24 protein-coding genes, 2 tRNA genes and 2 pseudogenes are annotated in these 25,543 nt (G+C 53.7%); 19 read left to right on the top strand and 9 right to left on the bottom strand.

The window, feature by feature from the left end; translation table 11 throughout:
* The 3 genes from C4542_00310 to C4542_00320 all read left to right on the top strand — a co-directional run.
* Window positions 1-217 (top strand): hypothetical protein (locus C4542_00310; protein RJO63170.1); only part of this gene is annotated, 217 nt, incomplete at its 5' end.
* A 519-nt stretch (window positions 218-736) separates the two neighbouring features.
* A complete protein-coding gene (gene typA / locus C4542_00315) occupies window positions 737-2,575 on the top strand; it encodes a translational GTPase TypA (protein RJO63171.1) in 1,839 nt (612 codons plus the stop codon).
* Between the two features lie 362 nt (window positions 2,576-2,937).
* Window positions 2,938-4,389 (top strand): DEAD/DEAH box helicase, encoded by a 1,452-nt coding sequence (locus C4542_00320; GenBank protein RJO63172.1) that lies wholly within the window; start codon window positions 2,938-2,940, stop codon window positions 4,387-4,389.
* A gap of 82 nt (window positions 4,390-4,471) precedes the next feature.
* Here C4542_00320 and C4542_00325 read toward each other — a convergent pair whose 3' ends face one another.
* A complete protein-coding gene (locus C4542_00325; protein RJO63173.1) occupies window positions 4,472-4,858 on the bottom strand; it encodes a response regulator in 387 nt (128 codons plus the stop codon).
* A gap of 292 nt (window positions 4,859-5,150) precedes the next feature.
* Between C4542_00325 and C4542_00330 the strand changes: the two genes are divergently transcribed.
* Window positions 5,151-5,333 (top strand): CBS domain-containing protein, encoded by a 183-nt coding sequence (locus C4542_00330; protein RJO63174.1) that lies wholly within the window; start codon window positions 5,151-5,153, stop codon window positions 5,331-5,333.
* Here the strand turns inward: C4542_00330 and C4542_00335 are convergent.
* The gene (locus C4542_00335; protein RJO63175.1) at window positions 5,302-6,039 is read right to left on the bottom strand and encodes an aquaporin Z; all 738 of its coding nucleotides are present in this window, start codon (window positions 6,037-6,039) and stop codon (window positions 5,302-5,304) included. The two genes, C4542_00330 and C4542_00335, sit on opposite strands and share 32 nt — an antisense overlap.
* 360 nt (window positions 6,040-6,399) lie before the next feature.
* Between C4542_00335 and C4542_00340 the strand changes: the two are divergent.
* The 9 genes and pseudogenes from C4542_00340 (at window position 6,400) to C4542_00380 (ending at window position 17,077) form a co-directional block, all read left to right on the top strand.
* Window positions 6,400-8,204: pseudogene (locus tag C4542_00340) on the top strand (hydrogenase membrane subunit).
* Entirely contained in the window at window positions 8,201-9,139 is a 939-nt protein-coding gene (locus tag C4542_00345) for a hydrogenase (GenBank protein ID RJO63176.1), read from the top strand. The pseudogene C4542_00340 and the gene C4542_00345 overlap by 4 nt, the downstream one beginning before the upstream one ends.
* A complete protein-coding gene (locus C4542_00350; GenBank protein ID RJO63177.1) occupies window positions 9,136-9,813 on the top strand; it encodes a hydrogenase subunit in 678 nt (225 codons plus the stop codon). Before C4542_00345 ends, C4542_00350 begins: the two co-directional genes overlap by 4 nt.
* Window positions 9,814-11,289: a hydrogenase membrane subunit gene (locus C4542_00355; GenBank protein ID RJO63178.1), complete on the top strand. Its 1,476-nt coding sequence runs from the start codon at window positions 9,814-9,816 to the stop codon at window positions 11,287-11,289.
* Between the two features lie 3 nt (window positions 11,290-11,292).
* Window positions 11,293-12,866 (top strand): annotated as a pseudogene (locus C4542_00360) (hydrogenase large subunit).
* Window positions 12,867-12,868: 2 nt separating this feature from the next.
* On the top strand, window positions 12,869-13,405 hold the full coding sequence (nuoB, locus tag C4542_00365; protein RJO63179.1) for an NADH-quinone oxidoreductase subunit NuoB: 537 nt from the start codon (window positions 12,869-12,871) through the stop codon (window positions 13,403-13,405).
* Between the two features lie 101 nt (window positions 13,406-13,506).
* The gene (locus tag C4542_00370) at window positions 13,507-13,998 is read left to right on the top strand and encodes a YajQ family cyclic di-GMP-binding protein (GenBank protein RJO63191.1); all 492 of its coding nucleotides are present in this window, start codon (window positions 13,507-13,509) and stop codon (window positions 13,996-13,998) included.
* Window positions 13,999-14,114: 116 nt separating this feature from the next.
* Window positions 14,115-14,819 carry a twin-arginine translocation signal domain-containing protein gene (locus tag C4542_00375; protein RJO63192.1) on the top strand — a complete coding sequence of 235 codons (705 nt, stop codon included), beginning with the start codon at window positions 14,115-14,117 and terminating at the stop codon, window positions 14,817-14,819.
* Window positions 14,816-17,077 carry a xanthine dehydrogenase family protein molybdopterin-binding subunit gene (locus C4542_00380; GenBank protein RJO63180.1) on the top strand — a complete coding sequence of 754 codons (2,262 nt, stop codon included), beginning with the start codon at window positions 14,816-14,818 and terminating at the stop codon, window positions 17,075-17,077. The genes C4542_00375 and C4542_00380 overlap by 4 nt, the downstream gene beginning before the upstream one ends.
* Before the next feature lie 107 nt (window positions 17,078-17,184).
* Here the strand turns inward: C4542_00380 and C4542_00385 are convergent, their stop codons facing one another.
* The 3 genes from C4542_00385 to C4542_00395 form a co-directional block, all read right to left on the bottom strand.
* Window positions 17,185-17,490 carry a dehalogenase gene (locus C4542_00385; GenBank protein RJO63181.1) on the bottom strand — a complete coding sequence of 102 codons (306 nt, stop codon included), beginning with the start codon at window positions 17,488-17,490 and terminating at the stop codon, window positions 17,185-17,187.
* A gap of 18 nt (window positions 17,491-17,508) precedes the next feature.
* Window positions 17,509-18,909, bottom strand: a complete 1,401-nt coding sequence (locus tag C4542_00390; protein RJO63182.1) for a reductive dehalogenase — start codon at window positions 18,907-18,909, stop codon at window positions 17,509-17,511.
* 99 nt (window positions 18,910-19,008) lie between these two features.
* A tRNA-Pro gene (locus tag C4542_00395) sits at window positions 19,009-19,082 on the bottom strand.
* A 150-nt stretch (window positions 19,083-19,232) separates the two neighbouring features.
* On the opposite strand from C4542_00395, the gene def reads away from it, so the two are divergent.
* Window positions 19,233-19,817 (top strand): peptide deformylase, encoded by a 585-nt coding sequence (gene def, locus C4542_00400; GenBank protein RJO63183.1) that lies wholly within the window; start codon window positions 19,233-19,235, stop codon window positions 19,815-19,817.
* A complete protein-coding gene (locus C4542_00405) occupies window positions 19,807-20,463 on the top strand; it encodes a 2,3-diketo-5-methylthio-1-phosphopentane phosphatase (protein RJO63184.1) in 657 nt (218 codons plus the stop codon). The genes def and C4542_00405 overlap by 11 nt, the downstream gene beginning before the upstream one ends.
* Before the next feature lie 2 nt (window positions 20,464-20,465).
* On the opposite strand, the gene C4542_00410 is transcribed toward C4542_00405, so the two are convergent.
* Together C4542_00410 and C4542_00415 are read right to left on the bottom strand one after the other, a co-directional pair.
* A complete protein-coding gene (locus C4542_00410) occupies window positions 20,466-21,113 on the bottom strand; it encodes a YggS family pyridoxal phosphate-dependent enzyme (GenBank protein RJO63185.1) in 648 nt (215 codons plus the stop codon).
* A 19-nt stretch (window positions 21,114-21,132) separates the two neighbouring features.
* Window positions 21,133-22,149: a hypothetical protein gene (locus tag C4542_00415; GenBank protein RJO63186.1), complete on the bottom strand. Its 1,017-nt coding sequence runs from the start codon at window positions 22,147-22,149 to the stop codon at window positions 21,133-21,135.
* A gap of 172 nt (window positions 22,150-22,321) precedes the next feature.
* Between C4542_00415 and C4542_00420 the strand changes: the two genes are divergently transcribed.
* Window positions 22,322-22,540 (top strand): hypothetical protein, encoded by a 219-nt coding sequence (locus C4542_00420; protein RJO63187.1) that lies wholly within the window; start codon window positions 22,322-22,324, stop codon window positions 22,538-22,540.
* 348 nt (window positions 22,541-22,888) lie between these two features.
* Here C4542_00420 and C4542_00425 read toward each other — a convergent pair whose 3' ends face one another.
* Complete coding sequence (locus tag C4542_00425; GenBank protein RJO63188.1) at window positions 22,889-23,353, bottom strand: hypothetical protein; 465 nt, start codon at window positions 23,351-23,353, stop codon at window positions 22,889-22,891.
* A 123-nt stretch (window positions 23,354-23,476) separates the two neighbouring features.
* On the opposite strand from C4542_00425, the gene C4542_00430 reads away from it, so the two are divergent.
* Both C4542_00430 and C4542_00435 read left to right on the top strand, forming a co-directional pair.
* Window positions 23,477-23,561, top strand: a tRNA-Leu gene (locus C4542_00430).
* Window positions 23,562-23,580: 19 nt separating this feature from the next.
* Window positions 23,581-23,928 carry a cupin domain-containing protein gene (locus C4542_00435; GenBank protein RJO63189.1) on the top strand — a complete coding sequence of 116 codons (348 nt, stop codon included), beginning with the start codon at window positions 23,581-23,583 and terminating at the stop codon, window positions 23,926-23,928.
* Between the two features lie 133 nt (window positions 23,929-24,061).
* Here C4542_00435 and C4542_00440 read toward each other — a convergent pair whose 3' ends face one another.
* Window positions 24,062-25,216: a M20/M25/M40 family metallo-hydrolase gene (locus C4542_00440; GenBank protein RJO63190.1), complete on the bottom strand. Its 1,155-nt coding sequence runs from the start codon at window positions 25,214-25,216 to the stop codon at window positions 24,062-24,064.
* A gap of 192 nt (window positions 25,217-25,408) precedes the next feature.
* On the opposite strand from C4542_00440, the gene C4542_00445 reads away from it, so the two are divergent.
* The coding region (locus tag C4542_00445) for an IS200/IS605 family transposase (protein ID RJO63193.1) at window positions 25,409-25,543 on the top strand (135 nt) is incomplete at its 3' end.

Consider the following 25,543-nt stretch of genomic DNA (forward strand, 5'->3'; position numbering starts at 1 on the left):
TAGCCGGCTCGTCATTTACAAGTGGCTGATGGAGGACCTGCTCGAACTCGAAAGAAAGGGTCTATTGGAATCCCATTCGTTCCACCCCGTGCCTGAAAAAGCGGAACCAATACCCCTGACCGCCGATTTCGACCGGGAGTTCGCTGCCTGGGCCGAGGAACGAAACATCAGCAACGACGAGATCATGCGTGAGGCTCAGGAAACGAATCAAGGCTAAATTCGAAACGAATCGTCGTTTCAAGTGTTCGACGTCCAGGCGTCATAGATGGCTAAATGTTAAATCTTCGTTTCCCGAAAAGAGGCCCCTCCAAAAAACGAAAACGAATCGGAGCAGCTCATTTTCCTCGCCCCTTGGGGGAGAGGACTAAGAGCCTGCCCTGAGCGAAGCCGAATGGGTGAGGGGTAGACTTTCCGGCTCTCACCCTCACTCTTATCTCTCCCGTCGAGGGCGAGAAGATACCCCACCCCAGATGCTTCGGCCATCCATCATGGCATCCAGCATGACAACAGGTTTGCAGGATTGCCCCCGCTCACGTATAATTACATAAAGAGTAATTGATACAAGTGAACTATCTACACCGTTTCAGATTCAGGTAACACCTCGTCCAGCCTCTGCCTCGCGGCAGAGCGCCTGACCGTTCCGGCACTCAGTTTATCTTTCAATCACTCCATTATGCCCATTAGATAATTGTGCCGTCAGCAGGCTAAGTTTTACAAAGGCAGGTTTTCAAGCTAAATGAAATATCGAAATGACATAAGGAATATCGCCATCATCGCCCACGTGGACCACGGCAAGACCACCATGGTGGACGCCCTCTTGAAGCAGAGCCACATCTTCCGCGAGAACCAGGCGGTGACCGACTGCATCATGGACTCCAATCCCCAGGAGCGCGAGCGCGGCATCACCATCATGGCCAAGAATACGGCGGTGACGTATAAAGGCGTCAAGATAAACATCATCGACACCCCCGGACACGCCGACTTCAGCGGCGAGGTAGAACGCGTCATCAGCATGGCGGACGGCTGCCTCCTCATGGTGGACGCGGTGGAAGGCCCCATGCCGCAGACCAAGTACGTGCTGAAACAGGCGCTCAAGAACGGCCTCAAGCCCATCGTGGTCATCAACAAGATAGACCGCGAGAACGCCCGCATTGACGAGGTCTTCAAGCTGACTCAGGACCTCTTCATGGAGCTGGCCACCACCGAGGACCAGCTCGATTTCCCGGTGCTGTACGCCAGCGGCCGGCAGGGCATCGTGGTCACCAAGCCGTACCTAAGCGCCGGCACGGACGCCAGCGCCCTGTTCGAGACCATCATCGACAAGATTCCGCCGCCGCGCATCGAGGAAGGCCCTTTCCAGATGCTGATTTCCAACCTGGACTACGACACGCACAAGGGCAAAATTTGCATCGGCAGAATATTCCGCGGCAAGATCGCGCCCAAGAACCGCGCCGTCTGCCTCTATGCCGACGGCAGCCAGAGGTCGTTCGAAATCGCCGAGGTGCTCACTTACATGGGTTTAAAGCGCATCGAGGTGAACGAGGCCGATGCCGGCGATATCGTGGCGGTGACGGGGGTCTCAGAGGCCAACATCGGCGACACCCTCGCCAGCCCGGATAAACCCGAAGCCCTGCCGCGCATCGAGATCGGCGAGCCCACGGTGGAAATGACCATCGCCGTGAACACATCTCCGTTCTCCGGGCGCGAGGGCAAGTTTTCCACGACCAGACAACTGCGCGAGCGGCTCTACAAGGAACTCGAGGTCAACCTGAGCCTGCGCGTGAGCGACACCGATTCACCGGACACGTTCCTCATCAAGGGGCGCGGCGAGCTGCACCTGGCTGTGCTCATCGAGACCATGCGCCGCGAGGGCTTCGAGTTCCAGGTGTCCAAACCCGAGGCCATCACCAAGACCATCGACGGCAAGCTGATGGAGCCGGTGGAGCTTTTAAGCATAGACATCCGCTCCGAATATATCGGCGCGGTCACCGAGATGCTGGGCAAGCGCCAGGCCGAGATGCGCGACATGCACAACGACGGCCAGAACAACGTGCACCTGGAGTTCCGCATCCCCACCAAGGGGCTTATAGGCTTTCGCAGCGCCTTCATCACCGCCACGCGCGGCGAGGGCGTCATGAACAGCATTTTCACGGGATACGAGCCGTGGAGAAAAGATATTGTCTCTCCCAGGCAGGGCGTGATCGTCTCCTCCGAGCAGGGGGAAGCGGTCGCTTACGGGCTGAACAACGCCCAGGGGCGCGGCCTTACATTCGTCGGGCCTGGTACGCAGGTGTACGAAGGCATGATAATCGGCACCAATCCGCGCACCACTGACATCGCCATGAACGTGTGCAAGGAAAAGAAGAAGACCAACATACGCTCCTCGACCTCCGACATAGCGGTCAAGCTGACGCCGCCCATCATCATGAGCCTGGAGCAGTCCATCGATTTCATCAATAAAGACGAGCTGGTCGAGGTCACGCCCCAAAATATCCGCCTGCGCAAGAAGATTCTTACCGAGACCATACGCCTGCGCGACCGGAAGTCGCCCGGGCGCGAGGATTCCGACGAATAGCCCACGGCACTCATCTTTATTTTAAGGTATCACCCTCACCTAATCCTCTCCCCTCAAGGGAGAGGAAATTTTAATAAGGCGGCGAATGCGTCTGACGACGGTCGCCCATCCCCTTAATAAATGGCTGAGCAAGATTCCTCTATCCGTTAAGACTCTCCCTTAATCCCTCCCTTCCAGGGAGGGAGATGAGATGCATTCAGGCCTCAGGCACGCAAGTTTGCATAACGCAAAGCATGTGTGATATAATGGGCTATTAGTTCAAGTTTTGGCTGTGCAATCTGCGTTGAATCTCCTCAGAGTTTCCTCATGACACCACTGACCCGAACTCCAACTAAAATTATCATCTTTAGAGAGAGGTCATATTGAGTTTTCAGGACAAGTCTATCCAGTGTTCCGATTGCGGAACGAGTTTCATCTTCAGTATCAAGGAACAGGAATTTTTCAAGGTCAAGGGTTTTTTCAGAGAGCCCAAGCGCTGCCCGGAGTGCCGCGATAAAATCAACAATCCCCGGCGCGCTGTTGTAAACACGGAAGCGCTGGAGCCCCTGTCCGCTCTGCCCCCGGAAAGCATTACGGCCGGGTCGTTCGAGTCCTTCGGTCTGCTTCCTAGCGTTATGGGCGGGGTCAGGCTGTCGGGTTACACCACTCCCACGCCGATACAGGCACAGGCCCTGCCGCATGCCCTGGCGGGCAAGGATGTCATCGGACTGGCCCAGACGGGCACCGGCAAGACCGCCGCCTTCGTGCTGCCCATGCTGCAGAGGCTGGTGGCGCACAAGCGCGGCAACATCCGTTCTCTCGTTATCTCCCCGACGCGCGAACTGGCCGAGCAGACCAATGAGTGCATTGCCTCGCTGGGACGCAAAACCGGCATCCGCGGCATATCGCTTTACGGCGGCGTCGGCATGTCGCTGCAGGTGCGCAACCTGCGCGACGGAGTTGACGTCGCTGTAGCCTGTCCCGGACGGTTGCTGGACCATATCTGGCAGGGCAGCATAGACCTGTCCAGCGTCGAACTCCTCGTCATCGACGAGGCCGACCGCATGTTCGACATGGGCTTCCTGCCCGATATCAAGCAAATTTTGAAGTGCCTGCCGGATAAGCGGCAGACGCTGTTATTCTCGGCCACCATGCCGGCCGACGTGCGCGGCTTGATACAGGCTTACCTGCACGAGCCGGTCACCGTCCAGATAGGCCACGCAGCCCCGGCTTCCAGCGTATCGCACGCCCTCTACCCGGTCAAGCAGCACCTGAAAAATGCCCTTCTCACCGAGCTGTTGCGACAGGTGGAGACGGAATCGGTGGTTGTATTCACGCGCACCAAGCATAGGGCGGAGAAGGTAGCCGAGCACCTTAAGAGAGCCGGCTTCAACGTCACCTCGCTTCAAGGCAACCTGGCGCAGGCGAGGAGGCAGGCCGCCATCGACAGCTTCCGCGCAGGGAGATCAAAGATTATGGTGGCAACCGACATCGCCTCCCGCGGCATAGACGTGCTGAGCATCTCGCACGTAATCAACTACGACATGCCGGACACGGCTGATGCCTACACGCACCGCATCGGACGCACCGGGCGCGTAGATAAGACGGGCGAGGCCTTTACCTTCGTCAGCCCCGAAGACGGCGAGATGGTACGAGCTGTCGAACGCATTCTAAATAAGAAGATTGAACGGCGCACGCTGCCCGGCTTCGACTATGCTGTTGTGGCTCCTAAAATCGAACTTGAGAAGCGCCCAACACGCCGTTTCGGGGCACCGACCTCCTCAAGCAGACCCTTCAGTGGTGAAAGAAGGCGCGTCTTCTCCCGAGCGGCCTGAAACCAGGCAAATCCAGATAAATCAAAGGGGAGGATTTTAAAATCCTCCCCTTTTTTTTGCAATGGCACAGGATCTGGGCCGGCTAATTACAGGGACAGCCTGGCTGTAGGAGCGTCTTGATCTTGGCTACCAGATCGTCGGGGTTGAACGGCTTGCTCATGAAGCCGTTAGCTCCTAGCTCCAGTATCTCTTCAGAGATGTGATCCTTGGCGCTCAGAACTATCACCGGCATGTTCGAGAATTGGCGCAGCCTGCGCAAAACCTCAAGACCGTCGATGCCCGGCATGATGATGTCCAGCAACATGATGTCGGGTTCGGCTGTCTTCGCCAGCTCAAGCCCTTTTTCCCCTTCGCCGGCGCAGAACACCTCATAACCCGATACCTTCAGCTTTAAGGCAAGGAAGTTAACAATACGCTCTTCGTCGTCAATCAATAAAACGCGCTTTTTGCCGTTTTTGTTTGCAATCAAATTATTACGCTCTCATCGCCCCTAAACCGCCCTGAAATTGGATATGCCAATAATTGCTCCCGAAATCCCGTGCAACTTGTAATCAAGAATTCTATCAGAAGTTGTATATCGAAATCATCACATTTGAATGCGAAAACATTAAATTAATATAAAATCTTTTAAACGGAGTAGATGTCAAACCGCGGCATCAGGCAGGTTGCGGCGGGCTTCGCGGTAGCGCAGGAGCAGGAAAGCCAGACTCAACGATGCTATGAGCGTCATGCCGCCGTAAGATAAGACAGCGGCGCAGATTATGACGCCGCTCGCGAAACTCAAATGGGTGAGCCCATCCGACGACCTGACCAAAGTCCTGGCCATCATGACCGAGGAAGACGCGTCTCAAGTACCGGTGGTGCAGGACAACAAGGTGGTCGGGCTTATCAGCCGCGAACGTCTGCTGTCTTTTATTGACCTGCAGGCAAATCTGGGGAAATGACCTCCGGCGCAACCGCCCGCTCTTCGAACATGTACTTCCACAAAACGGCAGCCACAATTGCTCCCAATAGCGGGGCTACTATGAAAAGCCAGAGACCTGCCAGAGGCGATACGCTCCACTCGCGCAGGGCAGCCACCAGCGCCGGGCCGATACTGCGCGCCGGGTTGACCGATGTGCCGGTGATGGGGATGCTCACCAGATGAACGAAGGCCAGAGCGAAGCCAATGGCCAGACCGGCGAAGCCTTTGGGGGCATTTTTATGAATGGAGCCTAATACTACGAGTACGAAAAGAAAGGTGAAAACCACCTCGGCGTAAAAACCAGAGAGAAGAGTATATCCGCCGGGGGAACTCTCGCCGAAGCCGTTCAGGCCGAGCCCCGTGCCTGTGATGGAGTAGCTGGCATTGCCGCTGGCAATGCCCAGGAGTAGGGCGGCTCCGACAAAAGCCCCTACACACTGGAACAGGATGTAATACCCGGAGTCCTTGCCATTTATTTTGCCATTCAGCCACATGGCCAGCGTTACCGCCGGGTTGATGTGACAACCGGAGATGGGTCCTATTGTATATACGAGCGCCAGTATGGTTAGACCGAACGTCAGCGCCACGCCCAGGACACCGATATACTGGCCGGCGATGACGGCGCTGCCGCAGCCCACCAGAACCAGAGCCATGGTGCCAACCAGTTCAGCGAGGTACTTCTTCATGCAAACCTCCTTTTGATTCTGTGCCATTGTACTCGCAGATTGAACCACATTCAATACTCGGCAGGGAGGGAATATGAATAATTTCTATCCAGTCCGTTTGACAGGAGAACCGACTTGGACTAAAATCTTTAACTTGTACCGAGAAACGACAATCTTAAGATGATAAAGGGAAGTCCAGCAAAGACTTCCCTGATTTTTCCAGTGAGGGGTTAGGGACTCAGGGCTGTGGTTCAAACATTATTCCGGGTGGGCGGGACTCTGTGTCTTGGCGCTGCCCTGTTGCCGCTGGTTGTACTATTCCGACCGGTACGCTTCGTCAGACAAGTGGCTCTGTGGCTGCTGCTGGCCGGAGTAGCGGCAATGACAGCTTCGGCTCTGTATGCCATCCTGCATTCGCTTGACCTGAATTTCAACCTGTTTCATATCACACCATTGCTGGCGCTTGCGTTCCATCTGGATAAGTTGTCCAGCTTTTTCGTTATCGTCATCGGCGTGGTTTCCACCTGCGCCGTAATCTACTCCATGAGCTACATCGAGCACTACGCCGGGTCGGCACGGGTACAGATCCTTGCCGCCCTGCTGGCTTTTTTCATACTGACCATGATGCTGGTGGTAACCTCCGCCAGCACGTTCGGGTTTCTATTCTTCTGGGAACTTATGTCGCTCTCATCCTTCCTTCTGGTCATGTTCGACCGAGAAAAAACCGAGACGCAAAAAGCCGGCCTGTTCTATTTCGCCATGACGCAGCTGGGGACGCTCTTTCTTTTCACGGCCTTTCTGCTGGTGTACAGGTTCACCGGCTCTTTCGACATCAGTTTCGCCTCCGGGATACCCGAGTGGGGTAAGGGTCTGGTTTTCGTCTCGCTGTTCGTAGGTTTCGGCACCAAGGCGGGCATTATTCCCTTCCACAAATGGCTGCCTTACGCCCATTCCGCCAGCCCTTCAAATGTATCGGCGCTGATGTCGGGTGTGATGATCAAGGTGGCCATATACGGTCTGGTGCGCTTTATCCTCGATGTGTTCAGGCCCGAACTGTGGTGGGGCATATTACTGCTCATTTTCGGCAGTATTTCGGCAGTTCTGGGCGTCATCTATGCGCTTAAAGAACACGACATCAAGAAGCTGCTGGCTTATCACAGCATCGAGAACATAGGCATCATCGTGCTCGGGCTGGGCTTGTACATCATCTTTGTGGTAAACGGGTTCGATGTACTCGCCTCTCTTTCTCTTTACGGGGCGCTGTTCCATACACTCAACCATGCCATATTTAAGAGTCTGTTGTTCATGACCGCCGGTTCCGTGGTCCAAGTGACCGGCACGCGCAACATCGAGAAAATGGGCGGCCTGGTAAAAACAATGCCCCGGACGGCATCTCTTTTTCTTCTGGGCGCCTGTGCCATCTCCGCACTGCCTCCTCTCAACGGCTTCGCCAGCGAGATAATGCTTTTCCAGGCTTATCTGGGTTCTTTCGCTCTGAACCGCCCCTTGCTGGAGGCGCTGCTCGTTACAGGCCTGGCGGTGCTTGCCCTTACCAGCGCGCTAGCGGCGGCATGCTTTGCAAAAGCCTTCGGGACCATTTTTCTGGCGAGGCCGCGTTCGGAGGATGCTAAGAATGCCAGGGAGGTTCCCTTTGCCATGATCTTCGCGCCCGGGATACTGGCGGCATTGTGCGTGGGGCTGGGAGTGTTTTCCCACCAGATTATCTCCAGAGTGAGAACGGATTTGCCTATACCCGATATGCTACCGGTCGGCATTGTTCTGGCCGTTATAACAGCTCTGACAGTAATTCTGGTGCGTTTGGTTAGAGCCCCGGTGCGCAAAACAGAGACGTGGGGCTGCGGCATTCCCCTCCAGACGGGCGCATGGAGTACACCGCCACCGGCTTTTCGGAACCAATTGTTACGGTTTTCAAGACCATCTTCCGCACAAAAAAGATATCGCACCGCGAATTCAGCGACAAATTCAAGGCTATTCCCAGGCGCAGCAGCGGTGAAATAATCACACTCAAGTTTTTCGAAGAGCGCATTTATCTCCCGGTGGCGCGCTTCGTCATGCGTATTGCCGGGTACATATCGAATTTACATAATGTGGATATGGACGCGCTCATTCTTTACGCCTTTATCGCTGTCGTCATTGTCATACTGGGCGTGGGGTGGTGGCTATGAACGGGAATGGCTTACTTTACGCTATCCTGAACCCGCTTTTTGCGCTGGCGCTTGCGCCTTTGCTACTCGGTTTGATAAAAAAGGTAAAAGCTTTGATTCAGGGCCGGCCCGGCCCCCCTCTGCTGCAGCAATATTATCAGCTGCGCAAGCTTTTTCACAAAGAAATAGTCTATTCTTCAGACTCGTCTTTCATAATGCGGCTCAGCCCGTACCTGGGGATAGCCTTTATGCTGACAGCTTCCCTTTTTGTGCCCATGCTGTTCATACCCGAGACGGCATGGTTCGGAAACATCATACTTTTCTTTTATCTGATGATAACGGCCAAATTTTTCATGGTGCTGGGCGGGCTGGACGCCGGCAGCACTTTCGGGGGCATGGGGAGCTCGCGCGAGATGACGGTCTCGTCCATAATCGAGCCGGCAACCATCACATCCTGCGCCGCACTGGCCTTTGTGCTGAAATCGACCAGTATTCCCCAGATGTTCAGTTCGCTGCTGGCCGGGTCAATCTTCAGCTACCCCACGCTGATCCTGGTGGGCATATCCCTTTTCATAATTATTATCGTAGAATCTGCACGCGTGCCGGTGGACAACCCGGAAACGCATCTGGAACTTACCATGATCCATGAGGCTATGATCTTGGAGCAGAGCGGCCCGAAACTGGCTTTGTCGGAGCTTTCGTCCGGAGTTAGGCAGACTGTACTGATGGCGCTGTTTATCAACGTCATATTCCCCTGGGGATTATCCACGGGAACCGGCATTCCGGCATTACTGCTTGCAGGCGGAACCATGATGGTAAAAATGGGAATCCTGGCGATTACGGTTGGCGTATTCGAATCCCTGCTGGCCAAGATACGCTTTTTCCGCTTGCCCGATTTCGTTGTGTTAGGTCTTTTTCTCTCATTCATTACGATAGTTTTTGAGTTGCTGACATGATTAATACGAATTTTACCGGCGATGTCATAGAAATATTTTTCGTGCTTATACTGGGAACGGCGGCCTTTATCATCACCCAGCGTACGCTGCGCTCACTGTTCACCATCTATACCATGCAGTCTATTATCCTGGCGCTGATTGCCTTGATCTTGTATATCCAGCACGGAACTCTCAGTCTTCTGTTCATTGCCCTCTTGACCTTGGTCATCAAGGCTTTAGTAATTCCCGCTTTCCTGCGCCGCACCCTGGTCGTAATGCCGGTGAAGCGCGACCTGCAGTTCCGCTACCTGACGCCCGCCAGCTCCATATTTCTCAGTGCGGTGCTGTTTTTTATTGTTTACACATCATTCTCCAATGTGGCGGGACAGCTTTTCAGCGACCGCCTATTCTTCCTGGGCGGGGTGATCGGGGTGTCGCTGGCGTTGATAGGCATGATGGTGATATTCAGCCGCCAGAAGGTCGTCAGCAAGATTGTGGGATATTTGACCATGGAGAACGGCGTGCTGCTTTTCGGGCTTTTTATCGCCGAGATGCCGTTCATAATCGAAGTGCTCATTGTAATCGACCTGCTGATGCTGATCGTGCTGTCGACCATTATGGCTTTCGGCATCGATTCCAGCATCGAGGCTTTCCACCGCAAGCTGACGCAACTGGGGTTGAGTTTCGAGGACTAGATGCAGAACTACTTAGCCTTGGTCTACCTTGTCGTGCCCTTGGTGCTGGTTGTCTTATTCGCTGCCCTGGGTAAGCGCGGACCGGGGCAGGACAACCGTTTCCTCAACCTGTTAGCCATCCTGCAGGCGGCGGTATATCTGGGCGCGACTATCTGGGCGGCCGCCTCTTTAAAATTACCGCTGAACTTTTTCCACGGGGAATATTTTTACATTGACTCACTCTCGCTTTACGAAATACTTATCACCAGCCTTATTTTCCTGCTGGCGGCGGTTTATGCCCGGGGTTATGTTCCCAACCTGGTCAGGTCGGGGGAACTTGATAGCTCCATCCTGCGGCTTTTTTACGCCACTTTCTGTTTGCTCGAGCTGGTGACCGTGCTGGCGTTTGCCTCCAATAACCTGGCGCTGCTGTGGATATTCGCCGAGCTCAGCACGCTCTTCTCGGCGGCTCTGATAGTCACACTCAAAGCCAGGGAGAATATCATAGCCGCCCTGAAATACGTCTTCGTGGCCTCGACGACCATGCTTTTTTCCTTTATCGGCATCATTCTCCTCTATGCCGTGAGCCGTAGCGTCATCCCGGGCGGCAGCCTGAACTGGACCGCACTTTTCGCTGCGGCGTCTCGGATGGACCCGCACCTGTTCTTTTTGGCGTTCGTTTTCCTGTTCCTGGGATTTGCCGCCAAGGCAGGCGTAGCGCCTTTTCACACGTGGGTACCCACGGCTTATGTGCGGGCTCCTTCTGCCGTGGCGGTCGTTTCAGGAACTGTGCTGAACCTGGGAATCTACGCCGTACTGCGCCTCTATGCTATAGGACAAGCGACAGGCACAGGGACGCACCTCATGGTGTTCTTATCCATTTTCGGGACGCTCAGCATCGCCGTAGCCGGCTTCAGCATGCTCAAACGCACCAATACCAAGAAGATCATCGCTTTTTCGGGGGTGGAAAGCGCCGGGCTTTTACTGATAGCCATCGGCCTGGGTTCACCGGTAGCCCTGTACTGGGCGCTGTTCTATACGCTGGGGTACTCGCTGGTGAAATCGCTACTCTTTTTCTGTGCCGGCATATTCCACCGGCAATACCAGAGCAATAAATATTTTGCCGCGAGGGATGCTTTTAAGCTTCAGCCGCTGGCCATCTGGGGGTTGATACTGGGGAGCGCAGCCGCCATCGGGACTCCGCTGTTCCCCGTGTTCCTGGCGAAATGGAATATCCTGGGAGTGCTGGCGGGGGAATCGCTTTTTATGCTCGTGGCTACTCTCTTTTTTCTGTTACTGGCGGCCATCGGACTGGCTTACTTTTTTATCCGCATGTTCAGCCAGGACGGCGGCGGGCAGATACCGGCGTTCCACACGCCCCTCAGCATGAAGCTTCCAATCATAATTACCCTGGCAATGCTGCTCATCCTCGGATTGTATGTGCCGGGGTGGCTGAATGATACTCTGGGCAGAATCGTAACCTCCCTGGGGATGTAATACATGCAAACTATAATTGACGAGCTCAAAAAGACATTCAAAGCTGAGCTGCTTGTCAGGAATATGCCGGAGGCTCAGGGCGGTGTTGCCTATCTGAGGGTCGGCCAAAAATCAGTACTCGACATAATGATTGCTCTAGAAGAGAAAGGTGTTGTCCTTATCGCCCTCTTCGCGGTAGAAAACTTCGAAGGCGAAGGGGCGAACCTGCTTTACGTCTTCGAACGGCGCGGCGCTGCACAACTCATGACGCTCGTTGTAGCGCTCAAAGAAAGACGGGCAATCTCCATAGCCGAGCATTTCCCCAACGCCTGCTATTTCGAGCGTGAAATCGCCGATGGCTTCGGGATCGAGTTTGACCGTGCTTTCGATAAACGCCGACTTTTCCTGCATGAGGTCTATCCCGACGGCTTCCATCCTCTCTTAAAATCGTTCAGGAATAAGCCACTCGCGCTGGATTTATCCAAGCCATCAAAGGATGAGTACGTTTTCCGCGAGTGTTCCGGCGAGGGGGTTTACCAGATACCTGTCGGGCCGGTGCATGCCGGTATCATCGAACCGGGGCATTTCCGTTTCAGCGTTATCGGCGAGACCATCTTCAACCTGGAGATTCGTCATTTCTACAAGCACCGGGGGCTGGAGAAACTGGCTGAAGGCAAAACTCCTGCGGAGTGCGTAGCCATTGCCGAAGCGGTAAGCGGGGATGAGAGCGCGGCCAATGCCACGGCCTTCGCCATGGCGGTTGAAGAAATATGTGGAGTAACGGTGCCGCTACGGGCATGGCAACTGCGTACAGTGTTGCTGGAACTGGAGCGTGTTTATTCACACTTGGGAGACCTGGCCGGCATGGTGCTGGACGTGGCTTATCCGCTGGGAGCCGCGCCCTTTTTCAACTTGAGGGAGGAAGTGCTGCGCCAGAACGCTCACCTGACAGGTTCCCGTTTTTCCAAGAGGATTATCATACCGGGCGGGTTGAAACGCGATATAGCTCAGTCCAGGCTGGCCGGGCTGGGGGCCTACACCAATGATTTTGTGGGCCGCTTGGAAGAGGCTGTGTCAGACATAAACGCTTCGGGCTGGGTTATTGACCGATTCGAGACCACAGGAGTTATCCGCAAAGACCTGGTAGTACCGCTCAACCTGAGCGGCCCGACAGCGCGTGCCTGCGGCGCCCCAGTGGATACCCGTCTCGACCATCCCTACGGTATTTACAGAGAACTGCGTGTCGAGGAATACGTCAAAGAGAGCGGCGATGTGCTGGCGCGGTTTTACGTGAAGGCCGATGAGATAAAAAATTCCATCAGGTTAATTCAGGACGTGCTCACCAGATGAGGGGTGGCCCTGTCTACCTGGAATGTAAAGCAAGAGATGGTTATGGGATGGCCATGGTTGAAGCCGCACGCGGGCAGAACCTGCACTGGATCTATATGAAAAACGGGCGCATCGAACGCTACAAGGTGCGTACAGCTTCCTTCTGCAACTGGCCGGTAATCGAGCACGCTGTTATGGGCAATATAGTGGCCGATTTCCCCGTGATCAACAAGAGCTTGAATCTATCCTACGCGGGGAACGACCTGTAGGGATGCGCATGATCTTCACGCTACTCAAAAATGTATTCAGGAAGAAAAAGGCCGCCGCCATCCAGCTTCAGGATGCTGATTTCGAGGCGCTCGGCATCCGGCTCAAGCGGGATATCGATGCCGCCCTGGGGCGCAGCCTGGCCATCCGTGAACTGGACTCTGGCAGCGACAACGCCGCCGAGATAGAACTCAATAACCTTTCCACCCCTTATTACGATGTCGAACGTTTCGGTATAACTTTCGTGGCTTCGCCGCGCCACGCCGATGTCATTGCCATTACGGGGGCGGTCACGCTCGCCATGGCGGAGGCGGTGAAAAAGACGTACGATGCCATGCCGCAGCCGGGACTGGTGGTCGCCGTCGGCGACGATGCCTGCGGCGTGGGCATCCTGAAAGGAAGCTATGCCGTGCTGGGAGGGGCGGACAAGGTCTTGCCCGTTGACGTTAAGATCCCTGGCAATCCGCCCACGCCTGAGGAGATAATGCGCGGGCTGGTGGCGCTGATGGCTCTGATAAAAGAGAGAAAAACGAGTAAATAGTTCATCGCATCGCCGTCTCCATAAAAGGAATCATGGTGAACGGCTCTCTTTTCCAGCTTTGTGTTAAAATCTACATCATCTTAAATACAGGAGGGGACAGCGTGCCATCACTCGACATCGTGAGCACCGTGGACATGCAGGCGCTTGATAATGCCATCAATAACGTAAAGAGAGAAATAGCCACGCGCTATGATTTCAGGAACATCGTGTCGGAGATCTCCTTAAACCATAAAGACAAGCTTATCCATATATCCAGCGGCGAGGAGATGAAGGTCAAGGCCATTACCGATAGCCTTATCGGGCAATGCACCAGGCTCAAGCTGGACCCGAAGATACTCGACCCTCAAAAGATAGAGCCGGCCGCTCATGGGACAGCCAAGCGAGATGTCAATATTAAAGAGGGCATCTCTAGGGAGACGGCCCAGAAGATAGTGAAGTTCATCAAGGCCAGCGGGCTCAAAGTGCAGGCTGCCATCCAGGATGACCAGATACGCGTTACGGGCAAGCAGATAGACGACCTGCAGGAACTCATGGGGCTGTTGCGCGCCCAGGATTACGACGTCCCGCTTCAATTCGTGAACATGAAGAGGTAATTGACCTTCCTCCGGGATGTCTCGCTTTTGTGTTTTTTATGCTCGCGCCTTATAATTATTTATAGCGGCTCACACATGCAGGATTCCAAATCGCTCTCATCCGGTGGTAAGTGTTTATGCCAGAAGAAATCAAAGATGCAGGCGGAATCTCCAGAAGAGACTTTCTGAAGAATACGGGGCTGCTTGTAGGCGGAGTTGCCGCCGGCTCTCTTGGCATCATCTCAACCACCGGATGCGGCCAGAAGACTATCCCCGCCGTCACGACCAGCGTCTTCGTTTGTCCCATCTGCGGGCAGGAATTTACCAGCCTGGAAGAAGTTCAGGCCCACTTTATTTCAGCACATCCGCTGGCCGGCAATTTGACAGCCGACCAGCTTACCGGCCTGAATATCAATGGCATCGATTACCTGCTACAGGTACGGCCGGACTGGACGCTGGCTTTTGTGCTGCGGGACAAGCTGGGGCTTTTCGGGACTAAGGTAGGCTGCGACATGGGAGCCTGCGGGGCCTGCACCGTCCTCGTCGACGGGGTTGCCATGTTTTCATGCATTATGCTGGCCGTGGAGTGCGGAGGCATGAAAATCCAGACCATAGAAGGGCTTTCGGATGGCATCAAGCTGAGCCCTGTCCAGCAAAAATTTTACGATAATGAGGCTTTCCAGTGCGGATTTTGCACTCCGGGGTTCATCATGGCCGCCCAGGGGCTTTTAGCAGTCAATGCGAAACCCGGCGTTGAAGACGTGCGCCAGGCTCTCGCCGGACATATCTGCACCTGCGGTAATTTCAAAAAGACTATCGAAGCGGTGGCGGGCGGCATATGACGGACATCACGCCGCTCAGTATCTTGGGAAACCCGGGTAATCACGACCAGCATGGCGCGTACATCGTGACCGGCAAAGCCGATTTCGCGGGTGACCGTCTCCCCGTGACGAAGCTGTACGGCGCGCTCAAGCTGGCAAATATCGCTCATGGTAAGATAAAAAACATAGATGCCTCCCGGGCTCTGGCCGAACCTGGCGTTAAGGCCGTTATCACTCACGGTGAGTGTCCTATATGGATGGATGCCATTTATTTCTGGGGACAGGAAGTGGCCGGGGTGGTGGCCGACGACCCGAATACCGCTGTGCGCGCCGCCCGCCTCATCAAGGTGGAATATCAGGTTTCTCCTTTTGTACTGGACCCGGATGAGGCTATGAAAAATGGCGCTGTCCTGTCAGACATTATTCCGGGGACCAATACCCGTCTGGTTACCAACCTGACTCGCGGCGATGTTAGTGCTGGAATGTCCAGCGCCGATATCGTGCTGGAGGCGGTCCAGCCGTGGTCCGCGAGTTATCAGCACAATACTATCGAGCCGCATCAGTCCGTGGCGTGGTGGGTGGGTGAGCACGTGTATTTCTGGGTGCCTTCGCAGCACATTCACAACGCTAAAAACACCTTCGTTAATTCCCTGGGCATGCCGGGGAATCATGTCCATGCCTTCACGCATTTCACAGGCTGCGGCCACGGCGATAAAAACAGCGCCAATGCCGCCGTCATTGCCGCGGTGATGTCCAGAGCGGCGGGGGGCGCGCCGGTACATTTTATCGAGAGCCGCCACGATAACGTGCTGGTCAATACGCGCCAGTTTTCGGTCAAATCATCGATCAAATTCGGTGCCAGAAAAGACGGCACGCTCACTGCTATCGATGCCAGGTTCTGGGGTGACGGCGGGCGCAATGCTGCGGCCCCCATTGCCAACGTACATTTCGGGCTGCGCACTACTTACAAATGCCCTGCTGCCTCTTTCCAGGTCACAGTAGTGAGTACCAATTCGCCTCCGCGCGGTTTCTGGCGCTGTGTTAACGACCCTCCGGGAGCCGTCAACTACGACGCGGCACTGGACAAGCTGGCACAGAAACTGGGGATAGACCCATACCAGTTGCGCCGCAAGAACATGCGGCCTTTCGATGCCCCGGACCAGGACCCGCCTTTCCAGGTGTGGGGCGGCACGGCGCTGGAAGAGTGTTTCGATTGGGTGTGCGGAAACAGCGGATATAAAGACAAATATCACGCTGCGGGGGCTAAAACGCTGGAGGACGGCAGGCTGCACGGAATCGCTATCACCGGGCATATCGACAGCCACGGCACGGTCAGCGGGGCAAGCCGGGGGGCTACGATATTGATGACTCCCGACGGCCGGGCGCTTATTAACATGGGGGGCGCCCGCGGCAGCGAGGGTGGAGCGACGGTCTGCTGTCATATCGCCGCCGAGACCCTCGGCATGAAATACGAAGATGTAGGGGTGGGAGAGTGGGGCAATACCGACGCCACGCTGGATGCCGGTATGCAGGCTGGCTCTACATTCACGCCCTCGGCAGGGGCGGCTTTCTACAACGCCGCCTTGGACCTGCGTACCAAGGTGTTAAATTTTGCCGTCACCCGGGTGCCATTCCGCGATTCGACTGTCGAGCATCTGGATACCAAAAACAGCGAGGTATTTCTTAAAAACGACGTTACGAGGAAGCTTTCGTTCCGGGAAGTGATGTCCAGCGCGCCTCCGACGGCCGGGGTGGGCAACGGCTGGTCGCCGAGCCTGAGAAGCCGTTCAGTGGGAGGTGTGGCTGTGGGAAGCGCCTGTAACTGCAACGGTGACTCCGCCACTTGTGCGGAAGTAGCGGTCGACACGGAAACCGGCGAAGTGGAAATCATCGGGCTCTGGAACGCGGTAGATACGGGACGAACGGTTTTCAAACAGGGCGCCTTGAAAGAGATGATGTCCGGCAACGAGCTGATAATCGGGCAGGCGCTCTTTTACGGCGATATCTATGATAAGGCGACGGGAGCTGTAATCAGCACCAGCTATGTGGATGCCCTGTTTCCCACCACGCTCGATTTTGAAACCGAACGGCTGCATGTCCAGGACATTGAGTCGGATGACGCCGCCGGCCCGTACGGCGCGCACGGCATAGGCGAGCCGTGCGTCAGCAACTACTCGGCGATAATATGCGCTATTTTTAACGCTACGGGCAAATGGGTCGATATGGATAAAGGCGCCTGTACCCCGGACAAGGTGCTTAAAGCACTGGGTAAAGCCTGAACCTTCTTCCATAGTCATTATCCAGCAATCAAGTTCTGCTCAACTGTAGTGACCCAATCATTGGCGGAAGAGATATAAGATAGCATATAATATTGTAAATCAAAGACCTATTGTTTCGCGTCAGTTAATTTGGCGACTATTTTAGACCGGCGCATTCTCCACCACGGCAGAAAAACCGCCAGTCCAAGCAGTATGACAGCGGGTGTCCCAAGCAGCCACAAAAAGACGCGGGAGGCGGCCTCGTTATGCTCGGCTATCGAACCGAAGTAATCATTCACCGTCCAGACGAGCATCATGAAGCCCAGAGCGGCCACGAGCCACTCATACCATCTGATAGCGATTCCTTTGCGCTGTAACCATTGGGCCAGCCACATAAGGGCAGCTCCGACCACAAGACCGAGGATGAATTGCATAGAAGCTTCCTCCTTTTATTAATCCCAGCCGAAGGGAGGCAGATCGAGATCCCAGAAGGTTTCGGGATCGCTTCTTTGCCCGTTTCCAAGCAGGTCGTCCATTTTCCTGATAGCCCTGTCGAAAACTGGCGTGGTGGCGATAGTGCGCCGAATAAGGTCCTGATAGACGGTCTCGCGTTTGCCTTTGGACAGCGGGCACACGGCAAAGCATAGGATGCAACCCTGTGAATATCCGGCCTGCTTGATATAGGTCAGGCAGAGAGGTTCGATACGATGCCAGCTCTTGATACCGGTTTGCTGATAATCGCCATTCGGCGCCCAGGAGGGTTCGGTCTCCGGGTTGATAGCCTTGGCGGGGCAAATATCGGAGCACTTTTTGCATACGCGGCAGAAGCGCATGACTCCGAAATCCACAGGTTTTCCGGGGGCCAGCGGCAGGTCCGTGATGAGCTTGAAGGCGCGCTGCCTCAGGCCATATTCAGGAGTTATCATATGCATCGCGCGGCTGTGTTCGCCCAGCCCGGCCATGATACCCAGCCCCACAGCGGAACCAAGAGCATTAAATCGTGCTTCTCCTATTCCCATATATCCAAGTCCGCGCAGGAAAAGCTGGAGCGATCCTTGAATTCTGCTTGCTAGGCTGTAACCTAACATGGTTGGTGCTACCACTAGCTGTGTTGGCGCACGCCGCATGAGCTCATCGGCCATACGGATGGTATAGACGATGACCCAGCGGGCTTTCTTGGGCACGATGCGCTCTGTTTTTGTCTCGGATGGCTGGTCAACGTCGGCGATGGTCAACTTGGGGCCTTGGGTAGAGCCACCATTGTCATAGGAGTAAAGTAGCTTCTCGGTGGTGTCGGTATCCAGTTGGACAAAACCGACTTGCGCAGCACCATGAAAGCGCATGAAGGAGCGTATCATGCGGGCATTCTCTTCAGGTGTACCTTCATAACGCGGGACCCCCAAGTCAGCGGGAGTTGAGTTTGACTGTGGACCCAAGAAAGATACCGCAGCACTAATGCTGGCATTGACAAAGGCGTCATCCTTCAGCGTATATCCCGGCTTGTTCTGCTTGAGACGCAAAAGGCGGTTTCCTTGCTGGGCCTTGCTGACCAGGTCAAACTGTGTGCTTCCCAGGGCTTTCTGAAACCCGGTCGCCCACATCACGTTGCTGTAGTCGAAGCGCTTTATCTGCGTCCAGTCAACTTCGATGGTGGGTTTATCCACCTCTTTGACATAAGATGGCCTATTGGGGACCGCCAGCGAGGAAGATATGACTTCATCCAGGTCATGCACGGGTCGGGCGAGTTTTGGCGCTGCGGCAACTCCCAGCGCGGTGGCCCCAATACCGGCACCTCCCAGGCCAAGCGTTTTGAGGAATTCCCGCCGACTTAATGTAGAATGATATTTGGACATTTCAGTCTCCTGTATTTCAACGATTCCAGATATAAATAATTATACAACTTTATAGGCTCTCACGCCAGCGATTCAGGCAAGTTGTAGGGTTTGGTATAATCGGGGTGAGAGGATTTGAACCTCCGACCACCTGAACCCCATTCAGGTGCGCTACCAGGCTGCGCTACACCCCGATGTCAACTCTAATATAGTAGCATAACGGCATCCGCAGGTAAATATAGGCGAGTGCCGGTTTTCGTCAGTTCAGTTAAGCTGACATTCAATTAGAAAGTGGACGCCCAAAGCTAATCTATGTTAAATTACTGTTTGGGTAGTATCTAAGTATGGCTGTTAAAATAATCCGTCAGATTCCGGACCCTGTCCTGAGACGCAAAACCAGGCGCGTGCTCAAGATAGATAAGTCTGTCATCGAGCTGGTCGAGGACATGATGGATACGCTTGAAAAGTCCGATGGAGCCGGGCTGGCGGCGCCTCAGATCGGCGTATCGCTACGGGTGGCCGTGTTGTGGATGCCCGAGGAAGAGCCGTTCGCTATCATCAATCCCGAGGTGGTGAAGCGTATCGGTGAAAGGGAGGTCGAGGAAGGTTGCCTCAGCCTGCCGGGTTATCAGGGTAAAATCAAGCGCTCGGTCTCTGTAACCATCAAATGCCTCGATATCGAGGGTAAACCTCTAAGGATAAGAGCCAAGGAGCTTTTAGCCCAGGCGCTGGAACACGAAATAGACCACCTGAACGGCGTGTTGTATATCGACCACCTCGAAAGCCCGGACAAGTTGTACAAGATTGAACCCAAGACAGCCGAACAAGCAGGCGGAGAAACGCCGAAAGAAGGTCTGGTAATCGGAAGCCCCGCGCCACCCGCCTCAGAAGACAAGCCCCCGGTTCCGGAAAGCGCCCATGCCGTTTAAACGAAACCAACCCATACTGGTGCAGTGCGATTTCGACGGCACAGTCACTATCGGCGACGTGAGCTTCCAGATTCTGGATGAATTCACCGGTACCGGCTGGCGCCAGCTTTTCCAGGAATACATGCAGGGCAAGATGACGGTCAATCACTTCAACGCCACTGCTTTTTCCAGAGTTAAAGCGGATAAAGAGACGCTGGAGAATTTCGTGCGTCAAAAGGCGGTAATCCGCCCGGGGCTACCCGAACTACTCAAAACCTGCCGCGAGCGCGACTTTCGTTTCACCATCGTGAGCAATGGGATGATGTTCTACATAGATGCGATACTCAAGATGCTGGGAATGAACGGTGTGGAGTTCGTGGCGGGCCGCTCCAATTTCAAACCTGAGGGCGTCGAAGCCTGGTACGAAGGACCAGACGGCAAGCCGCTAGAGGACGGTTTTAAAGAGGCCTATACCAGAAACTTTTTGAAGCAGGGGTATCGCATTGTCTATATCGGTAACGGGGCGTCGGATTTCGCGCCGGCGAGACTGTGCAGCCATATCTTTTCCATAGACAATCTCAGCGCGAGCTGCAAAGAAGCCGGCGTGGCGCATTCGCCGTTTACCGACCTTCACGAAGTAGCAGATGGGTTGAAGAAGCTGGACTAGCTTCACTCCCCGAATATCCGGCTCCCCAGTCTGACTATGTTGGCGCCTTCTTCGAGCGCGATTTTATATGAATTGGTCATGCCCATCGAAAGGTATTTCATTTCGACGCCGGCGATTTTGCTATCCCTGAGCCTCCGGAAAATGCGGCGCGTCTCGGCAAAATAAGGGCGTGCATCTTCAGGGTTTCCAAAGCGCGGCCCCATGGTCATCAAGCCCAGAATTTTCACATGCCCTAGTTTGGCTATCTCTTTAACAAGCGCTTCGACATCATCGGGAAGGACCCCTGATTTCTGGGGTTCATGTCCGGAGTTCACCTCGACCAATACTGGCATCACTTTGCCGGCAGCAGCGCTTTCACGGTCGATGGCCTGAGCCAGCGTGAGTGAATCCATCGTCTCAATCATGTCGAACAGCCTGACGGCTTTTTTTACCTTGTTTTTTTGCAGGCTGCCGATGAGGTGCCAGCGCACTTTGTCTCCGATGGCGGCGCGGGCCGTTTCGGCTTCCTGTACAAAGTTTTCACCGATGATGCGCACTCCAGCCTTGATGGCCTCGGTAATCTCCTCGGGGGTGCGCGTTTTAGCTGCCGCTACGAGTTCTACTCCGGGTGGCAGCCCGGCCAGCACGGAGCGCACATTTTCAGCAATCATCGGTCATTTGCCGTGTATTTTACGGGATGAGGTACTTGGCGTCATCTATGGGAATTGCGAAACCAATATTATCAACGGGGTCACCGCTTGAATCGTCCCAAAACAGTCTTTGAGAATTTATCCCAATGACCTCTCCCTTTAGATTGACCAGAGGGCCACCACTATTGCCGTGGTTTATGGCGGCATCCGTTTGAATGAATCTGTATCCGGACATATTGCGGAAAGCAGAGATGATGCCTTTGGTGAACGTTGCTTGCCCGGGGAGTTCGAAAAGCTCTGGATAGCCGATTGCTATTACATCATCGCCCACCTGGGCAGCAGCAGAAGAACCAAGGGTTGCAAAAGGGAAATCTGTTCGAGTAGAGTTCAGTTTCAGAATAGCTATATCTAAACCAGCATTGAAAGTGACGACTGAAGCAGAAAAGAATTCCCCGGTTTTTAACGTTACAGTCGTTGAAAGAGCGCCGTTAATTACGTGATAATTAGTTAAAATGTAACCGTTGCTTCGTACAATTACTCCAGTTCCGCCAGAATAACCTCCGGACACGGAAGAAATAATTTTCACCACTGTCGGCTCAACTTTGGAGACTACGTTAGCCACTGCCTGAGCGCTTGCTTGCAGGGCCGTCACACTGGACTGCATGCCGCTGACGCTGTTTTGCAGCGCCGTGACGCTCGTGTTGACCGAAGTTATGCTGCCGTTGATAGTCGTTATGTTCCCGTTAATGGTCGTGATATTGCCCTTCAGCGTGTTAACATCGCTGCTCAGGCCGGAAGTGGTGCCCTGCAGGTCGGTAATCTTGCCGCCGAGAGTGCCGACATTGGTGCTCAGGCTTGAGACGCTGTCGCCCAGCGTGGACACGTTCCCCTGGAGCGATGTCAGCCCGTTCTGGACGCTATTGATACTGGTCAGCAGCCCCGCGATGCGCTCGTCCACCTGGTTGAGCCGGTTATTCTGCTGGATGTAAAAATAGGTGTTGGTGCCGGAGCCTGCCAGTAATACCACTGTTACGATGCCTAAAAGCCACTTCTTCAAAAGTTTCTCCTCTCCGCAACTCGCAGCAAGGTTAAGATATTAAACCTTAATACCAAGACAGTATAATGTCAACAACAGGCAAAATATTTTTTCAATGGTACGTGAATCTACGCATGGCGGGGCTTGATGAACGTAGTATAATGGGTATACGCCTATTTTATCGGGAGGACGCATGAAGAAAGCAGAGTATTACGAAAGCGCTTTAAGGGACAGCAAAAAAGAGTTGGGCCGACAGACTCATGTGGTAAACGGCCTCAAAAACATGCACAAACAGCTTGAATCCGAGGGTTATCAACCGCTCGACCCGCTGGATAGCGTAATCACCGAGTGGGAGACCCGGCGCAGCTATATCAAAGGCGCCATAAAAAGGCTGGAAGAGCTGGTAAAGTAGGCCGTTTTGGCGCATCTGCTTTGTTATCGGCGTATCAGGGCGACTATTTTGTCCACCACGAACGCGATAATGAAAGCCATGGCGTTTATTAACAAAAAATAAATTAAAAACCAGCCCAGGTGTTTGGGCCGGCCGGTGGTTTTTCGCCTGAGCGCCAGCAAGAAACTGAAAACCAGGATAATAATCTCCGCGCATTACGGTAATGGCGTCTTGGATATCGCTAAAGAGCGGTATACTAAAGGTGAGATAGACGAAAAGGAGTTTGAAAAAATAAAGAAGAATTTATCTTAAAGAGGGCGAACCGTAAAGGAGTACCTTTTAAGGTATTGCCTTTTATTATGGCATTCTTTAGAAACAGCCTAGCTGACAAAGATGGATTTTTAAATTCTGCGAATTCGCGATATCTGAGATCGCCATCGGGGAAATTTTTAACTTTTGCGCCACTTCAAACACGTTAGCACAGGTAAGTTCGTTTTTATTTCTTAGTGTTTCAAGCGTAGCGATGACCTTATTATCTATCCTTTTGGGTTCAAGATTTTCATGAACATTCTTGTCAACTTTAAAACATCCTATCTGGCAATTCGTGATGCGAATGCCAAGCTTATCAGCCATCATTCCTACAGCAGTTTGGGGGACATTCACGTCTTGAGCAATTTTTAAAGCAACCGCACAAGGTAAATAGCTGTCTTTCAACGATGCTTTTACACTATCTTCTAACTGTGAAAGTATTTCCCTGGAGAGGTCCCCCAGATTTTCTTTTGGTTGAATCCTTGTTTGTTTCTTTTTTTTATCATTCTCGTTGAAATCACGCATCGTTAAACTCCCTTTTCTAATATTACCTCAAATTTCAGGGAAGTTCCAGATTGTCTGTAGAAGATGGCCAATAGCCCTGCTCAAACATCTGTGATAAAATACCGGCTGGTAGCTCATACTCGCGGGGGAGTGTCGGAATTGGCAGACGAGCAAGACTTAGGATCTTGTGCCGCAAGGCGTCGGGGTTCAAATCCCCGCTTCCCCACCACAGGGTGAAGGAGACCGATATGAAAATCGTAAGCCTGGAGCAATGCCCGAAAGCTAAGCCTCATATGGAAGGCGCCGAGGGGATTTATAAACAAGTTCCGATATCGAAAACCGATGGCTCACCTGCGTTTTCATTTCGCGTGTTCACCATCAAGCCCGGAGGTCACACGCCTTTTCATGCTCATCCGTTCGAACACTTAAATTACATAATGGAAGGAAACGGAGTCTTGGTTGGCAAAGACCGCCAGCATGACGTGAAGAAAGGCGATTTCGCTCTTGTTATGCCTGGCGAGACGCACCAATACAAAAATAAATCAACAAGTCATCCCATGGTTATGATATGCGCAGTCCCGAAAGAGTATGAATAGAGGGACAGCCTGTTTGCCACCCTGGACTGCTAAAAGGCCATCTCTGAAGTTTTGCCTGTTCGACTGAATGCAAATCATAAGGCGTCAGTCGTAATCCGAAAAACTCAGATAATCCGATGGAAAGCGGGAGCATTTACGCTCTTAGAAATTCCGCGATTATCCTGGACAGGTCCTCAACGTCCTTGCGATAAACGAACTCGTCTTTGCCGTGAATGTTGCATTCGGTACGGATAACGCCCAGGCCGAAATCGACACCGTTCCAATCATGGTTCACCACAGGGCTGAGGTCACCTGAGCCCATTTCGCCGTAGCGTCCGTCGCGCCCGGTAACTTTCTGGATGACGGCAGCGAGCTCATCCACCATAGGGTCCTCGCAGGGCGGTATGGTGGGGATGCTCATGACCCTGTTCACCTGCCAGTCCACTCCGCGCACTGCCGCCAAGGCATCCATAATCTCTTTTTCGGCATCATCCAGCTTTTCTTCGGGTACCAACCGCCGGTCAACTGAGATGACGCATTCGTCGGGCACTATGTTCACTTTGAGGCCGCCGTGTATCATATTGATATTAAGGCGGGGCTCCATGAATTTAAGGCCGGTGTCAGGGTGTACGGCGACTCTCGATTTTTTCTGCAAGACCTTTGATTTGAGCTCGAGCAGGGCTTGCAGGACGGGAACGGACTGTTCAACGGCATTGATACCCAGATGGGACAGGCCGGAGTGCACCGAGCGGCCTTTGACCTTTATTTCCATCTGGAGGGCTCCCAGGCCGGCAACTGATACGAAACCGAAATTGGAGTCCAGCGAGAAGACGCGCGCACCTATCACCGGGTTAAGGAAGGTGGCGAGGTAGCGCAACTGGCTGGCCTGGCTCAGTTCTTCATCGGCGGTGATGGCTATGGAAACGTCGTACTTAAGGTGGCGGTTCTGTAAGCCTTCCAGCGCCATGAGCAGCGAGACGATAGCGCCTTTCATGTCGGCACTACCCCGGCCATAGACTCGTCCTTCCTCCACACGCGGCTTGAACGCATCCCAGCCCTCAGCGGGAACAACGTCTATATGGCCATAGAAAATCAGCCTGGGTTTGCCCATCTCTCGCCTGTGGCAGATGAGGGCGACGCGGCCCTCGCGCCCTTCGGCGTGTTCGGGAAGTATGTTGATTTTGTGCGTGCTGCAACCTACTTGCTGGAATAGTGGTTCGAGGTAATCCACGGCTTTACCATAATTTCGCCCCGGGGGTACGGTGGTATCGATGGAAATGAGGTCGCACAGAGTCTTTAAATAATCCATGTATCCTCCGTCAACTCGTCTTAACTTGAGATGCCGATATTATAGTACAAGTTATGCCTCATTGGGTGCATTTACGCTCAGTTTAAGAATAAATATTTTCGCTTTAACTTTCCATACTTAATTCCCCGACCGTAAGGTCGAGGGATGAAGTTCTCCCTGCATCTTTTTCTTAGGGACATAATATGAGGAGGCATAGAACTGATTCATCTTTCGCATTGTGTCTATCAATGGGGGGCAGATGCTGTATGGTCGGAAGGATATTTTGTTTCAACGGTTGGTGTAGACGAGGGTGTTATCCAAGCATACATTGAAAATCAGCGTAAAAAA

This window comes from Dehalococcoidia bacterium (assembly GCA_003597995.1).
GTDB lineage: Bacteria > Chloroflexota > Dehalococcoidia > Dehalococcoidales > UBA1222 > SURF-27.

Bases quoted from the DNA above. Each gene is read 5' to 3' on its own strand.
- C4542_00405 (RJO63184.1), top strand. From the start codon at position 19,807: ATGCCGTTTAAACGAAACCAACCCATACTGGTGCAGTGCGATTTCGAC.
- C4542_00330 (RJO63174.1), top strand. From the start codon at position 5,151: ATGACGCCGCTCGCGAAACTCAAATGGGTGAGCCCATCCGACGACCTG.
- C4542_00410 (RJO63185.1), bottom strand. From the start codon at position 21,113: ATGATTGCTGAAAATGTGCGCTCCGTGCTGGCCGGGCTGCCACCCGGA.
- C4542_00355 (RJO63178.1), top strand. From the start codon at position 9,814: ATGCAGAACTACTTAGCCTTGGTCTACCTTGTCGTGCCCTTGGTGCTG.
- C4542_00345 (RJO63176.1), top strand. From the start codon at position 8,201: ATGAACGGGAATGGCTTACTTTACGCTATCCTGAACCCGCTTTTTGCG.
- C4542_00440 (RJO63190.1), bottom strand. From the start codon at position 25,216: ATGGATTATTTAAAGACTCTGTGCGACCTCATTTCCATCGATACCACC.
- C4542_00385 (RJO63181.1), bottom strand. From the start codon at position 17,490: ATGCAATTCATCCTCGGTCTTGTGGTCGGAGCTGCCCTTATGTGGCTG.
- C4542_00435 (RJO63189.1), top strand. From the start codon at position 23,581: ATGAAAATCGTAAGCCTGGAGCAATGCCCGAAAGCTAAGCCTCATATG.
- def (RJO63183.1), top strand. From the start codon at position 19,233: ATGGCTGTTAAAATAATCCGTCAGATTCCGGACCCTGTCCTGAGACGC.
- C4542_00335 (RJO63175.1), bottom strand. From the start codon at position 6,039: ATGAAGAAGTACCTCGCTGAACTGGTTGGCACCATGGCTCTGGTTCTG.
- C4542_00350 (RJO63177.1), top strand. From the start codon at position 9,136: ATGATTAATACGAATTTTACCGGCGATGTCATAGAAATATTTTTCGTG.
- C4542_00420 (RJO63187.1), top strand. From the start codon at position 22,322: ATGAAGAAAGCAGAGTATTACGAAAGCGCTTTAAGGGACAGCAAAAAA.
- C4542_00375 (RJO63192.1), top strand. From the start codon at position 14,115: ATGCCAGAAGAAATCAAAGATGCAGGCGGAATCTCCAGAAGAGACTTT.
- nuoB (RJO63179.1), top strand. From the start codon at position 12,869: ATGCGCATGATCTTCACGCTACTCAAAAATGTATTCAGGAAGAAAAAG.
- C4542_00390 (RJO63182.1), bottom strand. From the start codon at position 18,909: ATGTCCAAATATCATTCTACATTAAGTCGGCGGGAATTCCTCAAAACG.
- C4542_00425 (RJO63188.1), bottom strand. From the start codon at position 23,353: ATGCGTGATTTCAACGAGAATGATAAAAAAAAGAAACAAACAAGGATT.
- C4542_00380 (RJO63180.1), top strand. From the start codon at position 14,816: ATGACGGACATCACGCCGCTCAGTATCTTGGGAAACCCGGGTAATCAC.
- typA (RJO63171.1), top strand. From the start codon at position 737: ATGAAATATCGAAATGACATAAGGAATATCGCCATCATCGCCCACGTG.